The sequence below is a fragment of the Curtobacterium sp. HSID17257 genome (assembly GCF_003989515.1).
GTDB lineage: Bacteria > Actinomycetota > Actinomycetes > Actinomycetales > Microbacteriaceae > Curtobacterium.
The window spans coordinates 12,485-38,399 of sequence record NZ_RBLU01000023.1 but is presented as its reverse complement, the minus strand read 5'-3'; the positions used below and the strand labels follow the sequence as shown (position 1 = coordinate 38,399).

Sequence of the window (25,915 nt, the reverse complement as noted above, 5' to 3'; positions counted from 1 at the left end):
GTCGTGCCGCCTGCCGAGGGTGTCGGCCACGGCGTCGGTCACGTCGGAGACCTCGGGCGGCGGCGGAGCGTCCGCGCGTCGGACGAGGTGCAGGACCTCGCCGTCGCCGATCTCCTGCGTCGCTGCGTCGTCCGCCAGCGAGACCGCTTCTCCGGTGACCCGCACGAGGGCGATCGGGTGCGCGGAGTCGGCGATCGGCTCGTCGAGGATGTCGACGAACCGGGGGAGGAGCCCGGCGAACGGCTCGTCGGACGCCACGACGACGTCGGCGCGACGGCCAGCGCCGACCACCGTCACACGGGTGAAGTCGGTCACTTCGTCTCCTGTTGCTGCTGTTGCTGCGCGGCCTGCTGGGCGAGGGCGTTCGTGACGAACGAGTACCCGAGGCAGCCCACCCCGACGACCGCCGCGAGCACGACGCTGCCGATGAGGCGCTTGACGTTGTCGTTCACGAGCCGCCGGTCGGCCAGGCGCCCGAGGACGAACGCCTGTCGGAGCCGTCGACGGTGCGTCGCGACGCTCTCGAGCAGGACCGAGTCACTGTTCCGTGGCACGTCGCACCTGTTCCCTCGTCGACTCGTCCATGCCCGCCGCTTCCGCCACCCGGTCCTGCCCGACGTGCTCGACCAGGTCGCGGAGCTCCTCGACCGGGCTGCGGTCGCGGTGTCGACCGAACGGCAGCACGAGCGCCGGGATCCGTGGCTTCCCCGCGACGACGGCGCCGAAGCGGTCGCGCATCACCGCGGGGTCCAGCCCGAGCTGCCGGACGGCGGGCGCCCCGAGGAGCACGGCCACCGGGACCGGCGGGAACGGCATGCGCGGCGCCTGCGCGAGGTCGGCGCGACCCGGGCGACGCAGGACGAGCGCGAAGAGCGGGAGCTGGGTGGCGGCGAGCCGTCCGAGCACCTGCGGGACGGCCTCGACCCGGGCGGTGGCGGCCGCGTCCCCCGGCGCGCCCGCCGAGAGCAGACCCGTGGTGAGTTCCTCGACCCCCTGGTCGGTGCGCTGGGCGGTCACGGTGAACGCGACGGGAGCCGCCGCCGATCCCACGACGACGAACCGGGTCGGGTCCGGCATGCGGTCCCGCGCGGCCTCGGTCAGCGTGCGACGGTCCCACGGGCGTCCGGCGGGTTCGTGCGTGCCCCAGCCCGTGGGCGCGGCGCCGGCGAGCTCGGTCGCGAGCAGCTCGGACGTCGTGCCGAGCACGGTCTCGGCGGCGGCACGGTGCCGCACCGACACCGAGACCACGAGCTGGTCGGCGGTCGGCGCGACCGGGCGGAGGAAGCTGACCGCGACCTCGTCGACCGATCGCGGTGGCCCGGTCCGCACGGCGTCCGGGAACGCGTCGAGTCGACGGCCGTCGAGCCCGTTCCGCAGGCCGTCGTCACCGCGGACGACCCACGCGCCGCCCGCGTCGAGCAGCGCCTGCCGGAAGGCCTCGGTCACGACGGACAGGCCGTCGGTCACGAGGATCGGCCGCGCTCCGACGTCCGCGGCGCGTCCGAGCAGGTCGGCCTGCGCCCGCCCGAGCCGCACGACGGCGGCCCGGCTCTCGATGCGCACGCTGCCGTCACCGACGGAGTCGAGGAGCGGGTGCCGTGCCGGCGGGCGGTCATCCGTCTGGTCCGTCCGCCGGCCCGCACCGAACGGGCTCACGACGCCGCTCCGGTGCGGACGACCGAGAAGGCGTGGTCGCCGATGCGGACGGTCGAGCCGCCGTCCACCACGACGTCCACGCCGGCGACGAGGACCTCGAACGAGCCGTCGGGACGCACCACGGTGGTGCCGTTCGTCGAACCGAGGTCGCGGAGCACGACCGCGCCGCCGGCCTGCACGAGCGCGACGTGGGTCTTCGACAGCGTCCGGGACAGGTCGGGTACCGCGACGGTCGCGACGCCGGGTTCCGCCTCGGGGTTGCGGCCGACGACGCAGGTCCCGTGGAACCAGTGGACGGCGCCCTGCTCGGAGCGGAGCACGACGGCGTCCGCCGGGATCGACTCGTCGAGGGGCAGCGCGGCCGGTGCAGCCGGTGCGGGCACCGCGTCGAAGCCGGCGAGGGCGGTGGACGCGCCCACCGACCGTCGGGTGGCGTCGAGGTCGACCGGCACCGGGCCTCCAGGCTGGTCGCGCGCCGGTGCGGAACCCGGACGCACGCCCGCGGACGCTGCCGGACCGAAGGCCGTCCCGAGGGGCGGCAGTGCCGGGGAGAGCGGCTCGCGGCCGAGCCGAAGGGCGGCGGTGAGCGTGCCTGTCGCGGCGGCCCAGGGGCCGGAGCCGGACGCGCGGCGTGCGCCGCGACCGATGCGGGTCAGCTGGCGGAACGGCCCGGCGGGCAGCGCGTCGTCCACGTCGACGACGCGGGTGGCGAGGAGGACGCCGCCGGGACCACGACCCGTCCTGGAGGCGCGGACCACCACGATCGCGGCCGTCACGACGACGCCGAGCAGCGCTCCGGCGATCGTGGTGCCGACCGGGTCGGACGACGGGACCGCCCTGTGGGCGAGGAAGAGGAGGGCGGCGCCCACGGCGGCACCGAGCAGGCAGACGACGACGTCGACCAGACGTGCGACCGCGACGGTGCCCGCACGGGCGACGGCGACGTCACGCAGGGCGTCGTACTCCGACGCGGCGACGGTACGGCCGAGCAGCGTGCCGCAGTCCGTGCAGAACCGCTGCCCCTGCGTCGACGGCGCCCCGCAGCGACCACAGGTCATCACGGGGACCACGGTCTCGACCACGATCGACGACATGCCTCACCTCCCGTCGGCACCACCGATCATGTCAGACGGGGGACGTGACGGGTCGCGCGCGGTGGTCTAGGCTGCACTCGTTCGCTGTCACCCGTACAGGGGTGGGGGGAAGGACAGAGAGGATGAGCGATGAAGTTCGCAATGGGGGCACAGGTCCTCACCAACCTGACCAAGCAGACGTCCGGCGCTTCCGGTGACCTGGGGACCCTGGTCCGCAAGCTGGCCGACTCGGCCGAGCCGCTCCAGGGACGGTTCAACGGTGCCGGACGTGCCGCGTTCGACCGCTTCAAGTCCGAGACGGACACCATCGCCAACGAGCTGAACGGTGCGCTCGCCAGCGTGCTCCAGGGCATCTCGGGCATGGACCGCTCGTTCCAGGAGGGCGACCAGGACATGGCGCAGTCCACGAGCTCGCTCGAGGGCAGCTCGAACTTCGACGCGGCCCGCTTCAGCGGCCGCGCCTGACGGAACTCCGGGGAGAGGGAGCACACACCATGAGCGGTGGCAACCAGGCAGACCGTCGCGACTACGACGTCGCGGCATCGCAGAACGCGCAGGACAACTTCAACGCCGTTGCGGCGCAGCTCGAGGCGCTCATCGCGCAGCGCGACTCCGACGTCAAGGCAGCGATGGCCGACTACCAGGCCGACGGCGTCTCGGACGAGTACCACGCCAAGGAGCAGCGGTGGAACACCGTCGCGGGCGAGGTCAAGCAGATCATCGCCACGCTGCGCTCCTCGCTGCAGTCGAACGACGAGTCGGCACAGGCAGCGATCAGCAAGGCGAAGTCGGCCGTCGGCAACATCGGCTGACGTGGTCGACGGCTGGCGGGTCGATCCCGCGGGGGTCGAGGCCGTGCTGCAGGACGTCGCGTCCAGGACCACGACGATGAACGACGCCCTGGGCGGATCCGAGGACGGGTCCGTCCAGGGCATCGCCACCGTCGTGGAGGACGCGGCGACCGCTGCGCAGTCCCAGGTCATCGGTGAGGCGCTCGCCGGGTTCTTCGAGCACCGGCAGGACATGCTGACGGGGATCCAGGACCGGATCCAGGCGTCGCTGTACGGCGCCGCGGGCGCGACCCGCGCCATCGTCGAGGGGGATGACGAGATGGGGGCTTCGACCGCTCAAGCGAATGCGATCGCCGCGTCGAAGGACGGGAACTTCGCCGCGTTCGACGGGATGTTCGACCGGTGAACGCCGTCGTCGAGAGCGGGGAGATCCCGTACACCGACGTGCAGCTCGAGGGCATCACCGCCGGTGCGACCTCGCTGCGGTCGGTCGCGTCCGCGGTCCGGGACGGCACCGCCGACATCGTCACCGCGTGGAGCGCGATCTCCGGCTCCTACGAGGGGCCGAGCGACCAAGAGCTCTTCGACGTCATGACGCCGATCGGGCCGCAGGGCACGACGTTCGGCGACGACCTCGACTCCGCCGCGAAGGCACTCGACGCCTTCGTCGAGGAAGCCACCCCGATCGTCGCTGCGCTCAAGGCCTACGTCACGCGGGCCGAGCAGCTGCAGCGGGACGTCGCCGCGTTCCAGCCGCAGACCATCCAGACGATGGACGGCCCGGTCACGCAGACCGAGAGCTGGGACCAGGACGAGACGCTCAACGGCGAGAACAACGACATCATCAACGGCGTCGCGAACCGCGTCGTCGAGTACCAGGCCGCCGAACGGAAGTGCGCGAACGCGATCCGTTCCCTGAGCGGCCTGCCGGCGCTGCACGCCATCACCGGGTCCGGCGACGACGCGCTCGGGTACGGGTACGACGAACTCCCGATGGGGACCAAGCTGCCGTGGGGCACTGCGGAGTCGCGCAACGAGTCCTGCGCGGAGAAGACGACGTGGTTCGTGCCGCGCCTGGTGAAGGGCGTCGTCTGGGACGGTGCGATCGTCGGGACCATCGGCGGCCTCGGTGAACTGCTCGGCTTCCGCGACTGGAAGTGGAGCGGCGACAACTTCGTCGACACCTGGAAGAGTCTCGGCTCCTTGATCGGGTACGACAAGGAATCGAACGAGTGGTTCGACGGAGACGCCGCCAAGGCCGGGTGGGGCGGGCTGCTCAAGGGCACCGTGGCATGGGACAAGTGGGCCGACGACCCCGGGACGGCGCTCGGTGAGAGCGCCTGGAACATCGCGTCGCTCGTCATCCCGGTCGTCGGCGTCGCGAGCAAGGTCAGTACCGTCGGACGGGCCGGCGAGGTCGCGTCGGCGATCAGCAAGGCGGGGAAGGTCCTGGACCTCGTGGACGCCGGAGCCTGGGCGTCGAGGGGGCTGACCAAGGTCCTGCCGAAGCTCGGCGACCTCAAGGGCGTGCTGACGGACGGCTTCGAGCACGTGCCCGACGGCTTCAGGACGAGGATCGCCGAGTTCAGGGTCGACCTCGACGAGTGGCGGCACGGGACGCACGCCGATGCGGACGGTGCGGTCGACGGGCCGGCGGCGCGGAGCGAGGGGGCGGCGGACGCAGCGGCCGACGCGCACGCGCAGGCGAACACCAACGCCCACGCGCACTCGGAGGGCGCGGAGTCGAACGTGCCGACGCCCGAGCGTGAGCCGGCGTTGGTCGGTGGCGGGCACGGGGAGAGCGCCACGGTGCACGGGGGTGGCTCCGACGCGGGGTCGAGCGGTGGCTCCGGGCACGGCGCCGGTGTGGAAGGCGACCCGGGGCACCGCGGTGGAGACGGTCCGACGACCGGTGGCGCCGGGAGCGAGGGGCAGCACGACGGTTCTCACGGAGGCGACCGACCCGCTCCGCCTGCCGGCGGCGGTGACAATCCTCCGCCCGAGACCCGACCGGTTCCACGGCCGGACACCTTCGATCCGACCCGAGGTGACCAGTACGCCTCGGGCGATCCGCTGCGGCCCGGTGAACCGACCCCTCACGTCCCGCGCGAGACGTACGACCAAGCGACGCACCAATCCGGATGGAAGTACTTCGGGCGAGCGGACCGTCCCTGGGCCGACTACCAGGCGCAGATCGCGGGCGTCGAGCGGACGGTGGACGGCAAACTGCCGGAGTACCGTCTGTTCGCCGAAGACGGCACGACGGTGGACTTCGACGGCATGACCGAGCGAGGTCACCCGCCGCAGGAGGTCTTCCTCGATGCCAAGGCCTTCAGCCGAGGGATCGCGTTCGCGGACCCGGCCGGTCCCTACTGGAGCAAGCGCATCCCGAAGATGATCGAGCAGGCTGAAGACCAGCTCGCTGCGCTTCCGGACGGTGCTCGTCTAGAATGGCACGTGTCTGATCCGTACGCCGCGGACGCAGTCCGTCGCCTGCTTCGCGGAGGCGGAATCGACGGGGATGATCTGACGGTCATCTTCACGCCGATGAGAACGGAGTAGCCGGTCCATGCCCTTCCCGACTTGGTTACGGACGACGCAGGTGACGGCTCGAGCCGCGTGGGATGCGCGTGGAGAGGAGCCCGAAGCGCTGGCAGAGCGCATCGCTGTCCAGCTCGCTGCCTACGACGAACTGCTCGGAGCGGGTGCCCAGTGGGCGCTCGTCGAGGAAGACGACCGCGTCGTGTCCACCGACCCTTCGGCACTCACGCCCATCGTGTCCGCGCACGTCTTCCGGGACGCCGAGGGAATCGAGTTCCCACCGCGCGGCTACGTGCTCGGTCTCGCGCGAGAAGGGAGCGCGGGGTTCATCTCGATCCGCTTCCGGGTCGGGGCCGCGAAGATCGTCCGTCGCATGCCGGCGAACGGGGTCCAGGTCACCATCGCTGGGCCGCTGAGAGAAGCGAACCGCCTGTCGATCGACGCTGATCTGGCCGAGGGTGTCCTCCGTGGACTCGTTCGAGCTTGGAACCCCGACTCCGCAGCGGTGTACGACGATGCTGGAGCGATCGCCGCCGAAGGACGAGGCAAGTTCGCACCGGTGATCGGGCAGCGCACCTGGGTCTCGGATCGGCTCGGTGTGGTCGAGACGTCCACGTCTGGAGTGCACGTCGAGCGGGCGGACGGAGGCAGCTACCTGACAGCGGACGACGCCCTGGACTCCGAGTCAGCTGTGCGTGAGGTGTGGGCGACTCTCCAGGCCAACGAGGTCACCGAGATCGTCCGCGCTGCGTGATCGGACACACTCGTTCGGAACCCTTGCCGGTACGGTTCGGAGTGATCCCCGACCGTGTGACGAGCGCGCGATGGCTCTGATCACCGGGCTCGGGGCCGACTCGAGGCTCATGGGCAACCATCGGGCCGGTGTCTTGCCGAAGGTGCAGAGAGCGGCGATCACTCTTGACTGATCACGACGACCTTGCCCAAGAGGATGCCGACCTCCTCGGCGGGTTCGTGGGCAACGAACCGCCCGACTTGTCCTCCGCTCCGGGTGTGAGACGAGGGAACTCCATCCTCTTCGAGTACGGCACGCTGGAGACGACCTTTCGTATTGCAGTCACCGGTTCGGGATTTGCCTTCGAAACCCGCGACAAGGGCAGCTCCTGGGCGCTTGCCGAGTTCAGTCGGCTCGACGATGCGGAGCGATTCGTACTGCTGTGGGAAGGGGCACGGCGTGATCCCGCCCCGTGGTCCGGCGGTCTGCCGACTGTTCCCGATGGGGTGGTCGTCCTCGAGGACCACCCCGGGAAGGTGCTGCGCTGGGACGCCGGGGGCGAAGATCACGTTGCCCGGGCGCTCTCCGACGAGAGCTCAACGCTCGTCTGTCAGCTTGCATGGGTGCGGAGTCGTTCCCTGCCTGAAGTCCTGGCGGTGGTCGACTCCGTCGATCCGGGACGGCGGGTGAGCAGTGCGTGGCTCGACTCCGTTCGGGGAGAGGCGAGCTGAACCGGTTCGGCGTTCGTGCAACCCGAGATGCCTTCGGCGTGTGCCCGGGGGATCGGCGATGGCGGTCAGCTTCAGCCAGTTCCGGGCAGTACGGAGCGAGCCCGGATCGGATCGCGTCCACCTCGGGCTGAGCCATCTCCATCGGGCCGGGAACGGGACGGTCCAGGGGTGTGGGGATCCGCACACCCAACGGACGCGTGTCGCCGCCACCCCCGCTGCGCGAACACCTGTGCGATGCTGCTGTCCGAGTGTGCAACGTCGTGATCCTCCGAGTTGTGTACTGGAGAGCACCGGAGTGGGGTCGAGTCGATGCGGTATCCGAAGTGGGTCTGTGGAGAGCGCGTACTGCTCCGCGCAGAGTGGGACGGCCGACCCTCATCCTCGGACGATCTGAGCAACTCGCTGCTGGCCCAGCTGCGGGGAGTCGACGCTGTCCTCGGCGCTGGGGAGCCCTGGGAGGTGGACGGCGTCGGCACGATCCGCGAGTACGACCCGGCCGTCGTGCAGGAACTGCTCGAGCAGGGTGTCGAACGCGGGGACGACGGAACCGCGTGGCCGGACCACGGTTACAACGTGATCATGAACCGCCGAGCGGAGCGCGGCTTCGTCTCGCTGCGCCTGAAGGTCGGAGCATCCGTCCCGCGGCGTCGCCGACCGGTGAACGCCGTGTCGGTGAGCGTCGTCGGGCCCGTCGCGGGGGGCGAGCGGAGAGCGCCGGACGTCGAACTCGTCGAGGAGGTGCTGGCGACGATCGTGCGTGCGTGGGACCCGGACTCCGCTGGAGCCTTCGATCGAGCTGCTGCACGGGCGGTGGAGGACGCGGGCCGGTTCGGTGCCGTGCTCGGGCAGCGGACCTGGGTCTCGGAGCGGCTCGGAGTCGTGCCCGCGACGAACTCGGGAGTGACCAGGTCGTCGCTGCATCGTGGCACGTTGCTCGCGGCGGATGACGCGCTCGATGCCCCGACCGCAGTGGCCGAGGTTCGGGCGGTCCTCGCAGGAGTCAGCGTCCCCGATCTGCCGAGCGAGGGTCGAACAGCGTGAACACCCCGGTGTCCGAGAACGGCATCTGCCCCCGCCCCGGTTTCGATCAGCGCAGCCTCGTCGTCCTTCGACGCCTTGCTGAACGCGCTGGGTACTCCGACACGACAGCACGATCCGACCGCTTCGAGTACGGGGACCTCGAGATCCGCTTCCGGTACGACGTCTCGCCGCAGGGAGTCAGCGAACGACGGTTCTCTCGAGGTGAGGTCAGCTTCACCGGCATTACCTTCGACGATCCGGAGGACGCGGCGCGCTCGGTGGCCCTGCAGCTCGCGTTCGAGGTCCGCTCCCAGGCAGGTCTCCCTCGAGTCGATGGCGCTCGGCGCTCCCTCGCCTTCGCGAGGGTGGCACGAGTCGAACTCGACGCCATCCCCTGGTGTGCACTGCAGCCAGACCCTGTGCAAGCGCTCGACCTGGCTGCCGGGGATGTCGGATCCGCGGAGGACGATGTGCCGCACGCCGTCGCGCTCGGGCGGCTCGTCGGCAACCGGCCCGATGCGCCGGCCACCCTCGACGGCATCCGCAGGGCTCACGGAACACTGTTCGAGTACGGCGACCACGAGAACGCCAGCCGGATCGTCCAGCGGGGCGACTCGTTTGATGTCATCTGCCGTCAACGCGCCTCCGAGCACCTGATCGCTTCCACGTCGCACGTCGAGGATGCGGAGCGGCTCGTCGTCGTCCTCGAGCGCTCGTCCGGCATCAGGATCCCCGGGCCGCACCAGCTGTCCGCCGTCCCCCTGCCACGAGGCGTACTGGATCGCTCTCGAGGTCTCGCCACCGAGCTCGAGTGGCAGTCCGATGTGGACGGAGCCTCTCACTCCGTCCGTTCTGTCGCTCGCGCACCAGGTCGATCTTCCGACTTCTCCTCCCTCGTCCGACTCACCTGGTTGCGTGACGTCCCGGTGAACGTCCTCGCCGACACGCTTCGCGGGCGCGACGGAGCGTTCGCCGTCGGAGGTCCGGTCGGCGTGACGCTGGGCACGACGGCGTTGATCCGCGCCTTCTCTCGCGGCCGCGGAGGCTTCCGGGACGACGCCCAGAGCGCGGTCGTCTGCTCCGAGTTCCGTCGACTGGTCCGGCAAGGCGACCTGCCCGAGGCGTGCTGGGAGCCGGTCCGGGAGGCCGTGCACGGGACGCACATGGACAGCTGGTCGTCCGGACTGCGCGTCGACGACCGGTACGAGGCCCTCTGGCCGCTCTTCGAAGGGCCGGCTCCGAGACTGTCCGACGAGACGGTCGCCTCCGTCGACGTCGAGGTCGCCCTGGCCGCGGTCGAGTACGGCCTGACCGTGGTGCCCGCAGGCCCTCGCGTCGCCCGCCGCTTCCCCGTGGAGAACGACACGGTGACGGAGGTGTGGAACGGAGCTGGCTGGAGCGTCCGCCCGGGCGCCGAGTTCGGCCACCCGATGACCCGCAGCGAGGCCGTCCGGTTCGCCGGCGTGCACTCCTGGAGCGACCTCGACTGAGCGGCGTACCGTCCACCCCATGACGAAGCACTGGGTCGCCCCCGAGTTCGGCGGCAGCGAGGTCCTCGAGTACGTCGACACCGAGGTGGCCGCCCCCGGCACCGGCGAGGTCACCATCGACGTCCGCGCGGCCGGCATGAACCCCGCCGACACGAAGCACACCCGGCAGGGGGACCCGTCCGACCTGCCGATCCCGGTCGGCTACGAGGTTTCCGGCGTCATCAGCGCGATCGGCCCCGACACCGAGATCGCCTCCGGTGGGGGAGCGGTCGGCGACGAGGTCCTCGCCTTCCGCGTGGCGGGCGGCTGGGCAGAACGCATCACCGTCCCCGCCGCCGACGTCTTCGCGAAGCCCGCGTCCCTCGACCACCCCCAGGCGGCGAACCTGCTGCTGGCCGGGACGACCGCGGCCGACATGATCCGCGTCACCCGCGCCGAGGGACGCGACACCGTGCTGGTGCACGGTGCGTCCGGCGCGGTAGGCGTGGCGGTCCTGCAGCTGCTCCGCCCGCTCGGCACCCGCGTGATCGGCACCGCCTCCGAGCGGAACGCCGACACCGTCCGCCGCTTCGGTGGCGAGTGGGTCGCGTACGGCGACGGCCTGGAGGCGCGCATCCGTGACCTCGCACCCTCCGGCATCGACGTGGCACTGGACTGCGTCGGGACGGACGAGGCGGTCGACGTCTCGCTGGCGCTCGTGGCCGACCGGTCGCGCATCGTGACCATCGCGGCCTTCGGCCGCGCGCAGCAGGACGGGTTCCCCGCCGTCGGTGGCAGCCAGCCCGAGAGTCAGGCGTTCCGCGACTCCGTCCGGCAGCGGCTGGTCGACCTCGCCGCGGCGGGCGAGCTCGAGGTGCCGGTGGCCCGGACGTTCCCCCTGGCCGAGGCGAAGGCCGCGGCGGAGCTGCTCGAGTCGCAGCACCCCGGTGGGAAGCTCGCGCTCGTGCCGTGACGGCCACTTCTGGTTGACTCGTGGGGTACGTCGCACGACCGACACCACGAGGGGGAACACGTGAGCGACCACATGACGTCCGACCAGCCGTACCCGAGCGCGCCGCCGCAGCAGCCGTACCCGACAGCGGGCGGAGAACCGCCGCGGTGGGCCCCGCGCTACGGCGCCTCCTTCGGGCAGGCGCTCGGCCGCTTCTTCGCGAAGTACGCGACCTTCTCCGGGCGGGCGAGCCGCAGTGAGTTCTGGTGGGCCTACCTCGTCGTCACCGTCGTGGGACTGGTGCTCGCCACCATCCCCTTCGTGTACCGCTTCGCCACGATCGAGTACACGACCGTCGACCTGAGCGGCGTCGAGTACCGGGTGACGAACCCGCCGTCGCCGCTGTTCTGGGCGCTGCTGGTGCTGCCGGCGATCTGGTGGCTCGCGACGATCGTCCCGTCGCTGGCGCTCGGGTGGCGCCGGCTGCACGACGCGAACCTGCCCGGGGCGCTGTGGATCATCGCGGTGTTCGTCGGCATCGCCGGCATCGTCTTCGGGCTCCTGCCGTCGAACCCGCAGGGCGCACGCTACGACCGACCGGAGGGCACTCGATGAGCGACGACCAGCAGCACGGGCAGCAGCCGCAGCAGCCGCGGCAGCCGTACGGCCAGCAGCAGCCGTACGGACAGCAGCCTCAGCAGCCGTACGGCCAGCAGCAGCCGTACGGGCAGCAGCCGTACGGCCAGCAGCCGCAGCAGCCGTACGGCCAGCCGTACCCGCAGTACCGGCAGCAGGCGCCGATCCCGACGGACGCCAGTGGCGCCCCGCCGCTCTGGGCGCCCTGGTACGGCGCCGGGTTCCTCGACGCCTTCGTCCGGTTCTGGAAGAAGTACGCCCGCTTCGACGGCCGCGCGAGCCGCAGCGAGTTCTGGTGGTGGTACCTGGCGAACGCGATCGTCGTGACGATCCTGTTCGGCGGCTACATCGCCGCGATCCTCGTCTGGGCCGCCGGAGCGACCACGACGGACGAGTACGGCACGACGACCACGACCGGCGGCTTCCCCGGGGGCGCGCTCCTGTTCGTCGGCCTGCTCGGCCTCTGGGGACTCGCGACGTTCATCCCGTCGCTCGCACTCGGGTGGCGTCGTGTACACGACGCCGGGCTCGCCGGTCCCTTCTGGCTGATCTCCTTCGCGGCAGGGGTCGCCGGGATCGTCTTCGGGTGCCTGGAGTCGAACCCCAACGGCGCGCAGTACGACCAGCCGGACGCACCCCGCCCGCAGGCCTGATCGGCCCCGTCACGACGAAGCGGCCCGCCCCGTCAGGGGTGGGCCGCTTCGTCGTCCCGGAGGACCGGGCGGAGGCTCAGACCACCCGGAGGCGGACCAGCGAACCGTTCACGACGAGGTCGCGCACCGTGACCGACGGGTCGGCCGTCGCGAACCGGAGCGCGCCTCCCGGCTGGTCGAACCAGGGCTGCACGAACGTGACCGTCACCATGAAGGGCCGGTCGACGACGTAGCGGTGCACCTCGGGGGCCGCCGCGACGTGCGGCGGCAGCGACCGCTGGGGGAGCGGTGTGTCGAGCGGGTGGAGCAGGTAGCCGTCGGGGCCGCCGACGCGGTCCACGGGGACGCCGGCCGGCACCTGGATGGTGAGCCCCTGCGGGCCGGCCTGGCGGACCTGCTGGGCGAGCTGGGGGTACGTCGACGCCGCGCGGTCGCGGAGCCCGTCGAGCTCGTGGCGGGGGATGTCCCGCGGCGCGGGGAAGGCGCGGTTCAGGAAGCGGCGCAGCATCTCGACCGCGTCCTGCTCGCCACGGGCGGTGGCGAGTCGGCGCGCGGTGCCGTAGTCGACGACCTCGAGCGCGAAGTCGTCGTGCGTCTCGGTCGGGACGACACGCAGTGCGCCCTCGACAGGGGGCTCGGTGAGCGACTCTCCGGGGAGCTGCACGTACCGGATCGTGTAGCCGAGCTGGTCGAGGATGGGGCGGGTCTCCGCGAACGTCATGCGCGCGAGCCTACCGGCCGCATGCATGCCGTTCGCCGAGACACCGCCGTGCCACCGGAGCGACGATGCGTCACACGCCGCCGCGCATGATCGCCTGCTTGACCTCGGAGATCGCCTTCGTCACCTGGATGCCGCGCGGGCAGGCGTCGGTGCAGTTGAAGGTGGTGCGGCAGCGCCACACGCCCTCCTTGTCGTTGAGGATGTCGAGGCGCACGTTCGCGGAGTCGTCGCGCGAGTCGAAGATGAAGCGGTGCGCGTTGACGATCGCCGCCGGGCCGAAGTACTGCCCGTCCGTCCAGAACACCGGGCACGACGAGGTGCACGCGGCGCACAGGATGCACTTGGTGGTGTCGTCGAAGCGGGCGCGGTCGGCGACGGACTGCACGCGCTCCTTGCCCTTCTCCGGCTTGCTCGACGCCTGCAGGAACGGCTGGACCTCGCGGTAGGACTGGAAGAACGGCTCCATGTCCACGACCAGGTCCTTCTCGAGCGGCAGACCCTTGATCGCCTCGACGTAGATCGGCTTCGACACGTCGAGGTCCTTGATCAGGGTCTTGCAGGCGAGCCGGTTGCGGCCGTTGATGCGCATCGCGTCCGAGCCGCAGACGCCGTGCGCGCAGGAGCGGCGGAACGTCAGCGAGCCGTCCTGCTCCCACTTGATCTGGTGCAGGGCGTCGAGGATGCGGTCGGTCGGGAGCATCATCACGTCGAAGTCCTGCCAGCGCGGCTCGTCATCGACGTCCGGGTCGAACCGGCGGACGATGATCGTGACGGGGAACGATCCGGGAGGAGCGCTCTGCACGGTGTCGGTGCGCGGGCTGTCGGAGACCAGGGTGTCGGTCATCAGTACTTCCTCTCCATCGGCTCGTACCGCGTCACGACGACGGGCTTCCAGTCGAGCGTGATGTGGTCGTCGGCGAGTGACGAGTGCGGATCGCCCGTCAGGTACGCCATGGTGTGCTGCATGTAGTTCTCGTCGTCGCGCTTCGGGTAGTCGTCGCGCATGTGGCCGCCGCGGCTCTCCTTGCGGTTCCGGGCGGAGAACACGACCACCTCGGCCAGGTCGAGGAGGAACCCGAGCTCGACGGCCTCGAGCAGGTCGGTGTTGAAGCGCTTGCCCTTGTCCTGCACGGCGATGTTCAGGTACCGCTCGCGCAGCTGGTGGATGGTCTCGGTCATCTTCGCGAGCGACTCGTCGGTGCGGAACACCTGCGCGTTCTTGTCCATCTCGTCCTGCAGCTCCTTGCGCAGGACGGCGATGCGCTCGGTGCCGGTCGAGGCCCGGAGCTGCTCGAGCATGCCGCGGACCCCGGCGGCCGGGTCCTCGGGCAGGGGGAGGAACTCGGCGGTCTGCACCCACTCGGCGGCGTTGTTGCCGGAGCGCTTGCCGAAGACGTTGATGTCGAGCAGCGAGTTCGTGCCGAGGCGGTTCGAGCCGTGCACGGAGACGCAGGCGCACTCGCCGGCGGCGTACAGGCCGGGCACCACCGTGGTGTTGTCGTACAGGACCTCGGCGTTGGTGTTGGTCGGGATGCCGCCCATCGCGTAGTGCGCGGTCGGCATCACGGGCACCGGCTCGACGACCGGGTCGACACCGAGGTAGGTGCGGGCGAACTCGGTGATGTCCGGGAGCTTCGTCTCGAGGACCTCGGCACCGAGGTGCGTGCAGTCGAGGAGCACGTAGTCCTTGTTCGGACCGGCACCACGGCCCTCGGCCACTTCCTGCACCATGCAGCGGGCGACGATGTCGCGCGGCGCGAGGTCCTTGATGGTCGGCGCGTAGCGCTCCATGAAGCGCTCGCCCGAGGCGTTGCGGAGGATCGCGCCCTCGCCGCGGGCACCCTCGGTGAGCAGGATGCCGAGGCCCGCGAGACCGGTCGGGTGGAACTGGAAGAACTCCATGTCCTCGAGCGGCAGGCCCTGGCGCCACACGATGCCGACACCGTCACCGGTCAGGGTGTGGGCGTTCGACGTCGTCTTGTACATCTTGCCGAAGCCGCCGGTCGCGAAGATCACGGCCTTCGCGTGGAAGACGTGCAGCTCACCGGTCGCGAGCTCGAAGGCGACGACACCGGCGGGCTGCTGGCGGGTGACGCCGTCGTCGCCGACGACGTCCACCATGACGAGGTCGAGTGCGTAGAACTCGTTGTGGAACTCGACGCCGAGCTTCACGCAGTTCTGGAACAGCGTCTGCAGGATCATGTGGCCCGTGCGGTCCGCCGCGTAGCAGGCCCGGCGGACGGGCGCCTTGCCGTGGTCGCGCGTGTGCCCACCGAAGCGGCGCTGGTCGATCTTGCCCTCGGGCGTGCGGTTGAACGGCAGCCCCATGTTCTCGAGGTCGATGACGGCGTCGATCGCCTCCTTCGCCAGGATCTCGGCGGCGTCCTGGTCGACCAGGTAGTCACCGCCCTTGATCGTGTCGAAGGTGTGCCACTCCCACGAGTCCTCCTCGACGTTCGCCAGGGCGGCGGCCATGCCGCCCTGGGCCGCACCGGTGTGGGAGCGCGTCGGGTAGAGCTTCGAGATGACGGCCGTCTTCGCCTTCGGGCCGGCTTCGATGGCGGCACGCATGCCGGCACCGCCTGCGCCGATGATGACGATGTCGTGCTGGTGGTGGTGGACGGTGGTCTCGCTCACTGGGGCCTTTCAGGGTGGGTCAGCGCGCCGACGGGGTGGTCGCGGCGTGCGCGTGGGTCTCGATGCGCGGGGCTCGTGGCGCCCGGGCCGTGCCGGCTGCTACTGCGCGGGGCAGAACGACGGCAGGTCGGCTGCGGCGGCGCCGGCCGGGCACGGGTCGAACGTCCAGCAGACGAGCAGACCGAGCACGATCAGCGCGACGCAGGCGATGAGCACCGCGAGCAGCAGGGTCTTCCGGACGCCGGGCTTCGCGACGTAGTCGTTGATGATCGTCCGCATGCCGTTCGAGCCGTGCACGAGGGCGAGGACGAGCATCAGGGAGTCCCAGACCTGCCAGAAGGGGTTGGCCCACTTGCCGGCGACGAAGGCGAAGTCGATCTGCTTCACGCCCTCCCCGGCGACCATGTTGACGAAGAGGTGGCCGAAGATCAGCACGACGAGCAGGACGCCCGAGGCGCGCATGTAGATCCACCCCCACTTCTCCCAGTTGGTGGTGCGGCGGGCGGCTGCGGCCGAACGAGGCGGTTCGACGATCTGCGTGGTCATGTCCGTGGGTCCCTTCGCCTACTGGAAGTCCGCGACGAGGTTCATGAGCTGCCGGGGCAGGAAGCCCGCGATCAGGACGGCCCACACGACCAGGACGACCCAGAACATGGCGCGCTGGTACTTCGGGCCCTTGGACCAGAAGTCGACCAGGATGATGCGCAGCCCGTTGAGTGCGTGGAAGACGATCGCCATCACGAGCGCGATCTCACCGATGTTCATGATCGGTGTCTTGTACGTGCCGATCACGGCGTTGTACGCCTCGGGCGACAGCCGGACGAGCGCGGTGTCGAGGATGTGCACGAGCAGGAAGAAGTAGATCGCGACACCGGTGATGCGGTGCAGCACCCACGACCACATGCCCGTGGAGCCGCGGTACAGCGTCCCCTCGAGCCTGCGCGATGTGCGCGGCGCATCGATCGTCGCGCGCGGTTCGACCACTGTCGTCCCGCCTGCGGTCTGCTCGGCCATGAGCGAGTCCTCCCGTAGGACGGGCTCGCCCGATCGGCGAGCCCTTGCCGTTCGTGTTCGTGTGGAACACGACCCATCCTATGCGCGTGCGCTGACACTCTCGTCCCACCCGACACGCAGCGCGCGCGACGAGGCCGGCGGTGCGCCGATCGTCCGGGCCGTGTCGTGGTGCGCGAGGAGCTGGTCGCCGACGGCCTCCCACGTGGTGCCCTCGACGCGGAGCCGGCCGGCCGACCCCATGCGAGCGGCAGCGGCGGGGTCGGTCACCAGGCCGAGGACGGCGCGACGGAGTGCCTGCGGGGCGTCCGGGTCGTACAGCTCGCCGTCCAGGCCGGGCGCGACCAGGTCGATCGGACCACCGGATGCCGGGGCGACCACCGGCAGGCCGCTCGCGTGGGCCTCCTGCAGCGTCTGCCCGAAGGTCTCCGCGGGTCCCGTGTGCACGAAGACGTCGAGCATCGCGTAGGCGTCGGCCAGGGCATCGCCGCGCAGGGGACCGGTGAAGGTGACGTGGAGGTGCCGCAGCCGGCGCTCGAGCACCGCCCGCGACGGACCGCCGCCGGCGACGACCACCCGGATCCCCGGCACGCCGCCGAGCTCGGCGAGCCGCTCGACCTCCTTCTCGGGCGCCAGCCGTCCGACGTAGCCGACGATCGTCTCGCCACCCGGTGCGATCCGGCGGCGGGCCGCGCGGACGTGTGCGGAGCGCCGGCGGTCCGGGTGGAAGAGCGCGGTGTCGACGCCACGACCCCACCGGACCACCCGGGGCACGCCCTCCTCGGCGAGCATCGCGGCGGTCGCGGACGACGGGGCGAGCGTCAGCGACGCCCCCGCGTGGATGCGCCCGAGGATCCTCCGCACCAGCGGGACGGTCGCGGCCAGGCCGTTGCGGCGGGCGAACCCGGCCACGTCGGTCTGGAAGACGGCGACGGAGGGGATGCCGAGCCTCCCGGCCGCGGTGATCGCGCGCCCGCCGAGCAGGAACGGGCTCGCCGCGTGCAGGACGTCGGCGCCGGAGGCGGCCAGGATCGTGTCGAGCACCGGGTGGGGGAGCGCGACCGGGAACCGGCGGTACGCCACCGCGGGCACCCGGTGCACGTCGAAGGACCGGTACCGCTCGACCTGCGTCCTCGAGCGGAACTGCGCGAGCCCCGGGGTGTCCGGCGCGATGACGACCGCGCGGTGGCCACGACGCTCCAGGTGGTCGAGGACCGCCAGGACGCTGGTGGTCACGCCGTTCAGGGTGGGCAGGAAGCTCTCGGTCACGACGGCGACGGTCCGCTGGGACGTGCCGCGCTCCACGCTGCGTGCGCTCATGGTGCGTCCCATGCTCCGCGCGGGTCGTGACCGCTCGGGGCGCTCCGGGTGAACGGGCGGCGCGCAGGCGGTGAACAGGCGGCCGGGAGGCACGGTGCGGCCCCCGCGGTCGCGTGCGGTCCGCCACGGAGCGCGCCGGAGCGTCCGCCGGCCCCGGCAGGTCGCGTGCGGGGACCGTGCGGGTGGCGTCCAGGTCACCTGCGGGCGCACCGGTACGGTGAGCGGGTGGCAGACGCACTCGAGGACTTCTACGCGATCATCCCGGCCGGCGGCATCGGCTCCCGGCTCTGGCCGCTCTCGCGCGCCGACGCGCCCAAGTTCCTGCACGACCTGACCGGTTCCGGCGCCTCGCTCCTGCGGCAGACGTGGGACCGGCTCGCACCGCTCGCCGGGGACCAGCGGATCATGGTCGTGACGGGTCGCGCGCACCGGGCCGCCGTCGAGTCGCAGCTGCCCGGCGTCGCCGACCACAACGTCGTGCTCGAGAGCGAGCCGAAGGACTCCACGGCCGCGATCGGCCTCGCCGCGGCGATCCTCCGTCGTCGCGAACCCGACGTGGTGATCGGCTCGTTCGCCGCCGACCACGTCATCGGTGACGCGCGCGGGTTCCGCCGCTCGGTGCGGGAGGCCGTCGCCGCCGCCCGCGCGGGCTACGTGACGACCATCGGCATCACCCCGACCGAGCCGGCGATCGGCTTCGGGTACATCCACGCCGACGCCGCGGCGCTCGACGTCGAGGGCGCCTCGACCGTGCACGCGGTGAAGTCCTTCGTCGAGAAGCCCGACCTGGACACCGCGCGGGGCTACCTGGAGGACGGTTCGTACCTCTGGAACGCCGGCATGTTCATCGCCCGGGCCGACGTGCTGCTCGCCGAGATCGGCCGGACCAAGCCCGAGCTGCTCGCCGGCATCGAGGAGCTCGCCGCGGCGTGGGACACCTCGTCGCGCGGCGCCGTCGTGGACGCCGTGTGGCCCGGGCTCGAGAAGATCGCGATCGACTACACCGTCGCCGAGCCCGCCGCCGCCGCCGGTCGGATGGCCGTCGTTCCCGGTGACTTCGACTGGGACGACGTGGGCGACTTTGCCTCGCTCGCGAAGCTGCAGTCCGGCGGGCGGGCGAACAACCTCGCGGTGCTCGGCGACGGGGCGCGCATCCTCGCCGACTCGTCGAGCGGCATCGTCGTGGCGCACAGTCAGCGGCTCATCTCGCTCATCGGGGTCGAGGACATCGTCGTCGTCGACACCCCGGACGCCCTGCTCGTCACCACGAGCGCGAACGCGCAACGGGTCAAGGGCGTGGTGGACGCGCTCAAGGTCAGCGGGCGCGGGGACGTGCTCTGAGGTCCTGCCGCCCTGGTGTACGGTGATGTTCCGGTCGCGGGGACCGGGCTGACTCGGGGGAGTGCTGATGGGGGACATCCAGTTCGACGCTGCTGATGCACGTGCGCTCGCACGCGTCGCGCGACGAACAGCTGAGACGTTGCGGGGGCAGGCCGGTCAGCGGGCGGACGTCGTCGCATCCGCGCTCGACGACGCTGCTGGCTCGTACGCTGAGCGGTTCCGTGAGGCGGCCGTGGTCGAGGCCGAGGACCGTGCGCGGCTGGCGGGCGTGCTGGTCGACCTCGCCGACCAGATCGACGCCGCGGTCGCTGCTGCGGAGCGCGAACGGAAGCGCCAGCGTGACCACGCCGAGTGGAAGGCACGTGACGCCGACCGGAAGCGGGCGGCGTCCGTGGCCGAGGCCTTCGCCGGATCCGCAGGACGATCGGTCGTCGACGCACTGGAGCGCTTCACCGATCCCGAGCCGGCGACCGAACCCGAGCCGAGGCCGGAGGTCGACGCCGAGTTCCGCGGTCGGGAGCGTGCGCGCTACGGCGACGGGGCGAGCCGTGGCAGGAGTTCTGCCGATCCGAGCGCGCTCCGGGCGTTCGTCACGACGACCTCGGGACTGGACACGACCGCGTCGGCCGAATCCGAGCGCGTGCGATCGGCGTGGTCCTCCTTCCGGGCCTCCTGCGCCTGGGTCACGGTCGACCGCGCGAGCATGCCGGCGGGCTTCGCGCGTTACGTGCGCGAGAACGACGAGGACCGGAGCTGGATCGGCAGGATCGCCGACGCCTTCGAGGCCGCCGGCGGCAGTGGGTCGCTGTCGAACGCGGCTCTCGACATCGCGGCGACCGGACAGGCGGCGCCTGCCCTCCAACGGCTGTTCGCGGAGCACCTGACGCCGACGGAGGTCGCGGAGCGCTGGGCTGCGCTCGGGCTGACGACGGCCGACGCCAGCGTGTTCGACGGTTTCCCGACGGACGTGCTCGCGCGACTCGGGAACCTCGAGGGTGTCCCGTACTGGGCGCGGAGTACGGCGAACGCCCTCGTGCTGAACCAGCGACTGGTCGACGTGGAGCGCCAGATCCAGCAGCTGGAGCGGACGGTCGCATCGGCGGGTGACGGCTCACGGGTGTTGGCGCGGGAACTCACGGCGCTGTACGCGGACCGCAAGGCCCTCCGGAACGTCAATGCTGCGTTGACGAAGAAGGGTTCCGACGGCAAGCGCTTCCTCATCGCACTCACCGACGATCGACCGCCGCTCGCTGCTGTCTCGATCGGCGATCTCGATCGTGCGGATTCGGTGACCTGGGCTGTCCCGGGCATGAACACGACGTCCGCGGACATGACGATGTGGTCGAGAGGCGCTCAGAACATCTACCAGGAGCAAGCCCGTCGCCCGGGATCTCCGTCGCACGCGGTCGTCGCGTGGATCGGCTACGAGACCCCCGACGAGAAGGACGTGCTGTTCATGGGCAAGGCGAAGAAGGGCGGCGGACAGTTGGCTGACGCGCTCCGGGGACTCGACGCGGTCCGTGCGGGTCAGATGCCTGAGACGAACGTCGTGGCGCACTCGTACGGTACGACGACCGCGGCCGTCGCCCTCGCAGAGCAGGGTGTCCACGTCGATCGCTTCGTCGCTCTGGGCTCGGCCGGGCTTCCGGATCACATGCGCTCGATCACCGACATCCACGCGGACCACGTGTACGCAGCACGGGCGAAGGACGCGCCGACCGGCAAGGAAGGTCTGGGGGACGAATGGGCCGAGTTCGGCCGTGAACAGAGTTACGCGCACCACGTGGACCCGACACGCGACATCTTCGGCGTGAACGTGTTCGGAGTGGACGGCGCGACGGCTGCGGACGGGACGGACCTCGAACCGGTTCTCCATCACGATCCCTTGAGGAGTGACCTTCGGGGGTACCTCGACCGTGGTACCGAGAGCCTGCGCAACGTGGGACTCGCGACCACGGGCCGCGATGCCGAGCTCACACCGGCGTCATCAGGATGAGAGGCCGGAGAGCCTCGAGAGGAGACGAATGTCTGCCCAGCTGACCGTGCGGCGCCTGACGAGCGTTGCCCTCACACCCCTTGCACTGCTGATCTTCATCAGCGGTTGCACTCGACACCCTTCGGTAGGCGAGACGCCATCCGAAGAGGGAAGGACGGCCCAGATGGACCCCGAGACTGCTCAGCGGAAGATGACCGAGCTCGTCGACAGGACCGCGTCGCAGCTCGGGGGCGAGTGGGTCACCACGCAGGGTCCGGATTACGTCGACAGCTGCACGCTCCCCGACGGTGGAGAAGGAGCCAACTGGGTCTACCTGATCACCAGGACGGACGCAGGTGGCAGTCCGGACGGCGACGCTGCGACGGTCACGAGTACCTGGCAGTCCGCGGGCATGACCGTCGAACGAGTCGCGGATCCTGACGGCCCGGTCGTCGTCGGACGAGGTGGAGCGTCGACCGCGTTGATCGATCTGTACGCGTTCCCCGGCAAGTACACCTTGGAGGCCGAATCGCTCTGCTTCCCGGGGAGTGCCGATGAGATCGAAGAGGAGCAGGGCAGCGGGTCTTGAGCTGGCCCGACGGATGCTGAGGCACATGCCCGCGAGACGTCCTGCCTGTCGCATCACCACGGTCACGGCGATGCTGCTGCTGTCTGCGGTCACGACCGTCGGCTGTGCCGGTCAGCGCGGTGCAGTCCCATCGACCGAGAGGACCACGCCTGTGGACGCGGACACGGCTCAGCGCACCATGATCGACGTCGTCGATCAGGCGACCGCTGCGCTCGGCGGCGAATGGGAAACGCGGACGTCTCCCGACTACGTCGAGAGCTGTCAGCTGTCGAGCAACGGAGAAGGAGCCCGGTGGGTGTACCGAGTTGCGCGATCAGAGTCGGGTGACGCGGAGGCCGATGCTGTTGCTGCCTCCGGCATCTGGAGGTCCGACGGCATGAGGGTCGACCGACTTGTTGACGCCAAGGGGCCAGCGATGGTCGCTCGCGGCGGCGATCGCGTCGACACGATCCGTTTCTTCGCCTTTCCCGGCAACGACAGCATCCAGGCGCTCTCGTTGTGCATCGCTGGCGACGCAGACGAGATCGAGGAGCAGCAGGCCGACGGATGACCGTCATGTTCTCCCCACGGCAGATCACGGGGCGGAAGGTCGCGCGCTCGGGCGTCATCGTCCCGCTGACGGCACTGCTCACCGGTTGCGCGTCCCACGCGGTCGACACGGACACGGACCGACCGACAGATCCCGCTGCTGACGCCGGAACCGCGAAGCAACAGATGATCGCTGCTATGGACGACGCCACCGGGCTCCTCGGTGGAGAGTGGACAGCGCGGACCGGACCGGATGCAGCGGAGCGGTGCAGGCTGCCCGACGGGGAACGCGGAGCGCACTGGCGGTACCTGACGGGGAGCGCGATCGAGGGACGGCCGGCGGGAGACGGCACGGCGCTGACCGACCACTGGCGTGCGCGGGGCATGCGCGTGACCGCGCGCGACACGAGCACCGGTCCGGTGGTCTTCGGCGGGAAAGGCGGGGACATCGCGTCCAGCAGCTTCTCCGCGGTCTCCGGCAACTACACGGTCCAGGCTGTCTCGCTGTGCTTCCCCGGCGACGCCGACCGCATCGCGGAGCAGCAGGCCGACGAGTGATGCGCGACCGTCGACTGGTGCTTCCGTGCACGATCGACGGCAGGTGTCGCCCGCTGTAGCGCTCCACCACGAAATCCCCGGATCGTCCCCCGGACGGGCGGCGACGGGGGACGTCGGCGTTACGGGCGCGTTTCGTCGGGGTCGCGATCGGGTAACTGATCCCAGGAGTCCCTCAGGGGCGTTCTGTACCGACCCGACGGTCGTGTACTGTCGCCACGATCGCCCGGAACGCACGTGGTCCGGGCACCGCCCTCCGGAGGAACCAACCCGTGACATCTCGTACCCGTCAGGTCGTGCTCAGCGGCCTCGCGCTCGTCGGCACCATGGCCGTCCTGGCCGGCTGCTCGGCCGCCCCGTCCGACAGCGCCTCGGCGAAGAAGACCGACTTCCGCCCCTGCATGGTCTCCGACGCCGGTGGCTTCGACGACAAGTCGTTCAACCAGCTCGGCTACGAGGGCATGCTCGACGCGGCGAAGGACCTCGGCGCCGACACGAACAAGGCCGAGTCCAAGGACGCCACGGTCTACGACTCGAACATCGAGCAGCTCGTCAACCAGAACTGCAACATGATCATCACGGTCGGCTTCAACCTGGCAGACGCCACCAAGAAGCAGGCCGCTGCGAACCCCGACACCGAGTTCGCGATCATCGACGACAACTCGATCGACGCGAAGAACGTCAAGCCGATCACGTTCGACACCTCGCAGGCTGCCTTCCTGGCCGGCTACGCGGCAGCGTCGTACTCGAAGACCGGCGTCGTCGGCACCTTCGGTGGCATGCAGATCCCGACCGTCACCATCTTCATGGACGGCTTCGCGGACGGCGTGAAGTACTACAACGAGCAGAAGAAGAAGGACGTCAAGGTCGTCGGCTGGAACGTCGAGACCGGCAAGGGCTCCTTCACCGGCGGCTTCGAGGCGGGCACGCAGGCCAAGTCGGTCGCGCAGACCCTGCTCGACCAGGACGCCGACGTGATCCTGCCCGTCGGTGGCCCGATCTACCAGTCGGCGGCCGAGGCGATCAAGGACGCGAACAACGGCTCCGTCCTGATCGGTGCGGACAGCGACCTGTACGAGGCCGACCCCCGCTACAAGGACATCGCCTTCACCTCGGTGATGAAGGGCATGCGCCCGGCGGTCAAGGACGTCGTCGAGCAGGCGGCTGACGACAAGTTCTCGAAGGAGCCGTACGTCGGCACCCTGAAGAACGACGGCGTCGGCATCGCGCCGTTCCACGATTACGAGTCGAAGATCGACTCGGGTCTGCAGGGCGAGCTCGACAAGATCAAGTCGGGCATCATCGACGGCTCGATCAAGGTCGAGACGCAGTCGGACAAGTAGTCGGGTGAACGCGGGCGGGGGATCGATCCTCCGCCCGCGTTTCCGCGCGTCCACCGACGGGTGGCGTGCTGACCAACAGGAACGCAGTAGACAACATGAAGCTCGAGCTCCGCGGGATCACGAAGCGGTTCGGCCCCCTGGTCGCGAACGACCACATCTCCCTCACGGTCGAACCCGGTGAGGTGCACTGCCTCCTGGGCGAGAACGGTGCGGGCAAGTCCACCCTGATGAACGTGCTCTACGGCCTGTACCAGGCCGACGAGGGCGAGATCCTCCTGGACGACGTCGTCCAGGACTTCGACGGCCCCGGCGACGCGATGCGCTCCGGCATCGGCATGGTGCACCAGCACTTCATGCTCGTGCCGGTGTTCACCGTCGCCGAGAACGTCATGCTCGGTCAGGAGCAGACGACCTTCGGCGGACGACTCGACCTGGCCGGCGCCCGCAAGCGCGTCCGCGAGATCAGCGACCGCTTCGGGTTCGACGTCGACCCGGACGCCCGCATCGAGGACCTGCCCGTCGGCGTGCAGCAGCGCGTCGAGATCATCAAGGCGCTGTCCCGGGACGCGAAGGTGCTCGTGTTCGACGAGCCGACCGCCGTCCTGACGCCGCAGGAGACCGACGAGCTGATGGGCATCATGCGCCAGCTCCGCGAGGCCGGCACCGCGATCGTCTTCATCACGCACAAGCTGCGCGAGGTGCGCGAGGTCGCCGACCGGATCACGGTCATCCGCCTCGGCAAGGTCGTCGGCGAGGCCTCGCCGACCGCGACGAACAACGAGCTGGCCGCCCTCATGGTCGGCCGCGCCGTCTCGCTCGTCGTCGACAAGACGCCCGCGTCCGGCGGCGAGGACGCCCTCGTCGTCGAGGGCGTCACCGTCACCGACCCGTCGGGCGTCGTGCTCGTCGACGACGTCTCGTTCACCGTCCGCCGGGGCGAGGTCCTCGCGATCGCCGGCGTGCAGGGCAACGGACAGACCGAGCTGACCGAGGCGATCATCGGCCTCGAGCCCGTGCACGCGGGCCGGATCAAGCTCGACGGCAAGGAGCTCACCGGCCGCACGGTGAAACAGGTCCTCGACGCGGGTGTGGGCTTCGTGCCCGAGGACCGCAAGGAGGACGGCCTGGTCGGCGAGTTCACGATCGCCGAGAACCTCATGCTCGACCGTGCCGACCACGACGAGTTCGTGCGGGCCGGCACGATCCGCTCCGCCGAGCGCGACGCGTTCGCCGACGAGAAGATCGCCGAGTTCGACATCCGCACGCCGTCGCGCACCACCGCGGCCGGTCGGCTGTCGGGCGGCAATCAGCAGAAGATCGTCCTCGCCCGCGAGCTGAGCCGCGAGCTGCGGCTGTTCGTCGCCGCGCAGCCCACGCGCGGCATCGACGTCGGCTCGATCGAGTTCGTGCACAAGCGCATCGTCGCGACCCGCGACACCGGTGTCCCGGTCATCGTCGTCTCCACGGAGCTCGACGAGGTCGTGGCGCTCGCCGACCGGATCGCGGTCATGTACCGCGGCGGCATCGTCGGCATCGTCCCCGCGGACACCCCGCGCGACGTCCTCGGCCTCATGATGGCGGGGGAACTCCCCGAAGGAACGGAACAGGTCGCATGATGA

The 25,915-nt window shown here is 70.5% G+C and carries 28 protein-coding genes; 18 read left to right on the top strand and 10 right to left on the bottom strand.

Features of this window, described 5'->3' with window-relative positions; genetic code table 11:
- The 4 genes from D8M35_RS06045 to D8M35_RS06030 form a co-directional block, all read right to left on the bottom strand.
- A partial coding sequence (locus D8M35_RS06045; protein WP_174234696.1) for an EsaB/YukD family protein occupies positions 1 to 315 on the bottom strand: 315 nt, incomplete at its 3' end.
- Positions 312 to 554: a hypothetical protein gene (locus D8M35_RS06040; RefSeq protein ID WP_126891022.1), complete on the bottom strand. Its 243-nt coding sequence runs from the start codon at positions 552 to 554 to the stop codon at positions 312 to 314. The genes D8M35_RS06045 and D8M35_RS06040, both read right to left, overlap by 4 nt.
- Positions 538 to 1,656: a DUF6177 family protein gene (locus D8M35_RS06035; protein ID WP_126891021.1), complete on the bottom strand. Its 1,119-nt coding sequence runs from the start codon at positions 1,654 to 1,656 to the stop codon at positions 538 to 540. Before D8M35_RS06035 ends, D8M35_RS06040 begins: the two co-directional genes overlap by 17 nt.
- Positions 1,653 to 2,750, bottom strand: coding sequence for an FHA domain-containing protein (locus D8M35_RS06030; protein WP_126891020.1), 1,098 nt, complete (start codon positions 2,748 to 2,750; stop codon positions 1,653 to 1,655). Before D8M35_RS06030 ends, D8M35_RS06035 begins: the two co-directional genes overlap by 4 nt.
- A 129-nt stretch (positions 2,751 to 2,879) precedes the next feature.
- Between D8M35_RS06030 and D8M35_RS06025 the strand changes: the two genes are divergently transcribed.
- From D8M35_RS06025 to D8M35_RS05975, 11 genes are all read left to right on the top strand, one after another.
- Positions 2,880 to 3,215 (top strand): WXG100 family type VII secretion target, encoded by a 336-nt coding sequence (locus tag D8M35_RS06025; RefSeq protein WP_079236509.1) that lies wholly within the window; start codon positions 2,880 to 2,882, stop codon positions 3,213 to 3,215.
- A gap of 29 nt (positions 3,216 to 3,244) precedes the next feature.
- Positions 3,245 to 3,562, top strand: a complete 318-nt coding sequence (locus tag D8M35_RS06020) for a pore-forming ESAT-6 family protein (protein WP_111227082.1) — start codon at positions 3,245 to 3,247, stop codon at positions 3,560 to 3,562.
- A 1-nt stretch (position 3,563) separates the two neighbouring features.
- Positions 3,564 to 3,947: a DUF6507 family protein gene (locus D8M35_RS06015; RefSeq protein WP_126891019.1), complete on the top strand. Its 384-nt coding sequence runs from the start codon at positions 3,564 to 3,566 to the stop codon at positions 3,945 to 3,947.
- On the top strand, positions 3,944 to 6,103 hold the full coding sequence (locus D8M35_RS06010; RefSeq protein WP_126891018.1) for a Tox-REase-5 domain-containing protein: 2,160 nt from the start codon (positions 3,944 to 3,946) through the stop codon (positions 6,101 to 6,103). Before D8M35_RS06015 ends, D8M35_RS06010 begins: the two co-directional genes overlap by 4 nt.
- Before the next feature lie 40 nt (positions 6,104 to 6,143).
- Positions 6,144 to 6,836 carry a hypothetical protein gene (locus D8M35_RS06005; RefSeq protein WP_126891017.1) on the top strand — a complete coding sequence of 231 codons (693 nt, stop codon included), beginning with the start codon at positions 6,144 to 6,146 and terminating at the stop codon, positions 6,834 to 6,836.
- Positions 6,837 to 7,000: 164 nt separating this feature from the next.
- Positions 7,001 to 7,546: a hypothetical protein gene (locus tag D8M35_RS06000; RefSeq protein ID WP_126891016.1), complete on the top strand. Its 546-nt coding sequence runs from the start codon at positions 7,001 to 7,003 to the stop codon at positions 7,544 to 7,546.
- Positions 7,547 to 8,005: 459 nt separating this feature from the next.
- Positions 8,006 to 8,587 (top strand): hypothetical protein, encoded by a 582-nt coding sequence (locus D8M35_RS05995; protein WP_126891015.1) that lies wholly within the window; start codon positions 8,006 to 8,008, stop codon positions 8,585 to 8,587.
- 971 nt (positions 8,588 to 9,558) lie between these two features.
- Complete coding sequence (locus D8M35_RS05990; protein WP_126891014.1) at positions 9,559 to 10,056, top strand: hypothetical protein; 498 nt, start codon at positions 9,559 to 9,561, stop codon at positions 10,054 to 10,056.
- 19 nt (positions 10,057 to 10,075) lie between these two features.
- Positions 10,076 to 11,008 carry an NADP-dependent oxidoreductase gene (locus D8M35_RS05985; RefSeq protein ID WP_126891013.1) on the top strand — a complete coding sequence of 311 codons (933 nt, stop codon included), beginning with the start codon at positions 10,076 to 10,078 and terminating at the stop codon, positions 11,006 to 11,008.
- Between the two features lie 60 nt (positions 11,009 to 11,068).
- Complete coding sequence (locus D8M35_RS05980) at positions 11,069 to 11,602, top strand: DUF805 domain-containing protein (RefSeq protein WP_342342912.1); 534 nt, start codon at positions 11,069 to 11,071, stop codon at positions 11,600 to 11,602.
- Complete coding sequence (locus tag D8M35_RS05975) at positions 11,599 to 12,276, top strand: DUF805 domain-containing protein (RefSeq protein ID WP_126891012.1); 678 nt, start codon at positions 11,599 to 11,601, stop codon at positions 12,274 to 12,276. Before D8M35_RS05980 ends, D8M35_RS05975 begins: the two co-directional genes overlap by 4 nt.
- Before the next feature lie 76 nt (positions 12,277 to 12,352).
- Here the strand turns inward: D8M35_RS05975 and D8M35_RS05970 are convergent, their stop codons facing one another.
- The 6 genes from D8M35_RS05970 to D8M35_RS05945 all read right to left on the bottom strand — a co-directional run bounded on the left by D8M35_RS05970 (position 12,353) and on the right by D8M35_RS05945 (position 17,965).
- Positions 12,353 to 12,997 (bottom strand): TNT domain-containing protein, encoded by a 645-nt coding sequence (locus D8M35_RS05970; protein WP_161972609.1) that lies wholly within the window; start codon positions 12,995 to 12,997, stop codon positions 12,353 to 12,355.
- A gap of 70 nt (positions 12,998 to 13,067) precedes the next feature.
- Positions 13,068 to 13,841, bottom strand: coding sequence for a succinate dehydrogenase iron-sulfur subunit (locus tag D8M35_RS05965; RefSeq protein WP_066655113.1), 774 nt, complete (start codon positions 13,839 to 13,841; stop codon positions 13,068 to 13,070).
- Positions 13,841 to 15,634, bottom strand: coding sequence for a succinate dehydrogenase flavoprotein subunit (gene sdhA, locus D8M35_RS05960; RefSeq protein ID WP_126891010.1), 1,794 nt, complete (start codon positions 15,632 to 15,634; stop codon positions 13,841 to 13,843). The genes D8M35_RS05965 and sdhA overlap by 1 nt, the downstream gene beginning before the upstream one ends.
- A 99-nt stretch (positions 15,635 to 15,733) precedes the next feature.
- On the bottom strand, positions 15,734 to 16,180 hold the full coding sequence (gene sdhD, locus D8M35_RS05955; RefSeq protein ID WP_126891009.1) for a succinate dehydrogenase, hydrophobic membrane anchor protein: 447 nt from the start codon (positions 16,178 to 16,180) through the stop codon (positions 15,734 to 15,736).
- Between the two features lie 18 nt (positions 16,181 to 16,198).
- A complete protein-coding gene (gene sdhC / locus D8M35_RS05950) occupies positions 16,199 to 16,648 on the bottom strand; it encodes a succinate dehydrogenase, cytochrome b556 subunit (protein WP_082688407.1) in 450 nt (149 codons plus the stop codon).
- Between the two features lie 78 nt (positions 16,649 to 16,726).
- On the bottom strand, positions 16,727 to 17,965 hold the full coding sequence (locus tag D8M35_RS05945) for a glycosyltransferase family 1 protein (protein ID WP_238638114.1): 1,239 nt from the start codon (positions 17,963 to 17,965) through the stop codon (positions 16,727 to 16,729).
- A 225-nt stretch (positions 17,966 to 18,190) separates the two neighbouring features.
- Between D8M35_RS05945 and D8M35_RS05940 the strand changes: the two genes are divergently transcribed.
- The 7 genes from D8M35_RS05940 (at position 18,191) to D8M35_RS05910 (ending at position 25,912) form a co-directional block, all read left to right on the top strand.
- Complete coding sequence (locus D8M35_RS05940; protein WP_126891007.1) at positions 18,191 to 19,306, top strand: mannose-1-phosphate guanylyltransferase; 1,116 nt, start codon at positions 18,191 to 18,193, stop codon at positions 19,304 to 19,306.
- 67 nt (positions 19,307 to 19,373) lie between these two features.
- On the top strand, positions 19,374 to 21,302 hold the full coding sequence (locus D8M35_RS05935; protein ID WP_126891006.1) for an alpha/beta hydrolase: 1,929 nt from the start codon (positions 19,374 to 19,376) through the stop codon (positions 21,300 to 21,302).
- Positions 21,303 to 21,492: 190 nt separating this feature from the next.
- Complete coding sequence (locus tag D8M35_RS05930; protein WP_148113333.1) at positions 21,493 to 21,870, top strand: hypothetical protein; 378 nt, start codon at positions 21,493 to 21,495, stop codon at positions 21,868 to 21,870.
- 70 nt (positions 21,871 to 21,940) lie between these two features.
- Positions 21,941 to 22,420 (top strand): hypothetical protein, encoded by a 480-nt coding sequence (locus D8M35_RS05925; protein WP_126891004.1) that lies wholly within the window; start codon positions 21,941 to 21,943, stop codon positions 22,418 to 22,420.
- 5 nt (positions 22,421 to 22,425) lie between these two features.
- Positions 22,426 to 22,956, top strand: coding sequence for a hypothetical protein (locus D8M35_RS05920; RefSeq protein ID WP_126891003.1), 531 nt, complete (start codon positions 22,426 to 22,428; stop codon positions 22,954 to 22,956).
- 269 nt (positions 22,957 to 23,225) lie between these two features.
- On the top strand, positions 23,226 to 24,296 hold the full coding sequence (locus D8M35_RS05915; protein ID WP_126891002.1) for a BMP family protein: 1,071 nt from the start codon (positions 23,226 to 23,228) through the stop codon (positions 24,294 to 24,296).
- A 95-nt stretch (positions 24,297 to 24,391) separates the two neighbouring features.
- Positions 24,392 to 25,912 (top strand): ABC transporter ATP-binding protein, encoded by a 1,521-nt coding sequence (locus D8M35_RS05910; protein WP_126891001.1) that lies wholly within the window; start codon positions 24,392 to 24,394, stop codon positions 25,910 to 25,912.
- Positions 25,913 to 25,915 lie beyond the last annotated feature (3 nt).

Bases quoted from the DNA above. Each gene is read 5' to 3' on its own strand.
- D8M35_RS05965 (WP_066655113.1), bottom strand. From the start codon at position 13,841: ATGACCGACACCCTGGTCTCCGACAGCCCGCGCACCGACACCGTGCAG.
- sdhD (WP_126891009.1), bottom strand. From the start codon at position 16,180: ATGACCACGCAGATCGTCGAACCGCCTCGTTCGGCCGCAGCCGCCCGC.
- D8M35_RS05985 (WP_126891013.1), top strand. From the start codon at position 10,076: ATGACGAAGCACTGGGTCGCCCCCGAGTTCGGCGGCAGCGAGGTCCTC.
- D8M35_RS05930 (WP_148113333.1), top strand. From the start codon at position 21,493: ATGACCGAGCTCGTCGACAGGACCGCGTCGCAGCTCGGGGGCGAGTGG.
- D8M35_RS05975 (WP_126891012.1), top strand. From the start codon at position 11,599: ATGAGCGACGACCAGCAGCACGGGCAGCAGCCGCAGCAGCCGCGGCAG.
- D8M35_RS06020 (WP_111227082.1), top strand. From the start codon at position 3,245: ATGAGCGGTGGCAACCAGGCAGACCGTCGCGACTACGACGTCGCGGCA.
- D8M35_RS05935 (WP_126891006.1), top strand. From the start codon at position 19,374: ATGGGGGACATCCAGTTCGACGCTGCTGATGCACGTGCGCTCGCACGC.
- D8M35_RS05945 (WP_238638114.1), bottom strand. From the start codon at position 17,965: ATGAGCGCACGCAGCGTGGAGCGCGGCACGTCCCAGCGGACCGTCGCC.
- D8M35_RS06030 (WP_126891020.1), bottom strand. From the start codon at position 2,750: ATGTCGTCGATCGTGGTCGAGACCGTGGTCCCCGTGATGACCTGTGGT.
- D8M35_RS05925 (WP_126891004.1), top strand. From the start codon at position 21,941: ATGCTGCTGCTGTCTGCGGTCACGACCGTCGGCTGTGCCGGTCAGCGC.
- D8M35_RS05920 (WP_126891003.1), top strand. From the start codon at position 22,426: ATGTTCTCCCCACGGCAGATCACGGGGCGGAAGGTCGCGCGCTCGGGC.
- sdhC (WP_082688407.1), bottom strand. From the start codon at position 16,648: ATGGCCGAGCAGACCGCAGGCGGGACGACAGTGGTCGAACCGCGCGCG.
- D8M35_RS05910 (WP_126891001.1), top strand. From the start codon at position 24,392: ATGAAGCTCGAGCTCCGCGGGATCACGAAGCGGTTCGGCCCCCTGGTC.
- D8M35_RS05970 (WP_161972609.1), bottom strand. From the start codon at position 12,997: ATGACGTTCGCGGAGACCCGCCCCATCCTCGACCAGCTCGGCTACACG.
- D8M35_RS06025 (WP_079236509.1), top strand. From the start codon at position 2,880: ATGAAGTTCGCAATGGGGGCACAGGTCCTCACCAACCTGACCAAGCAG.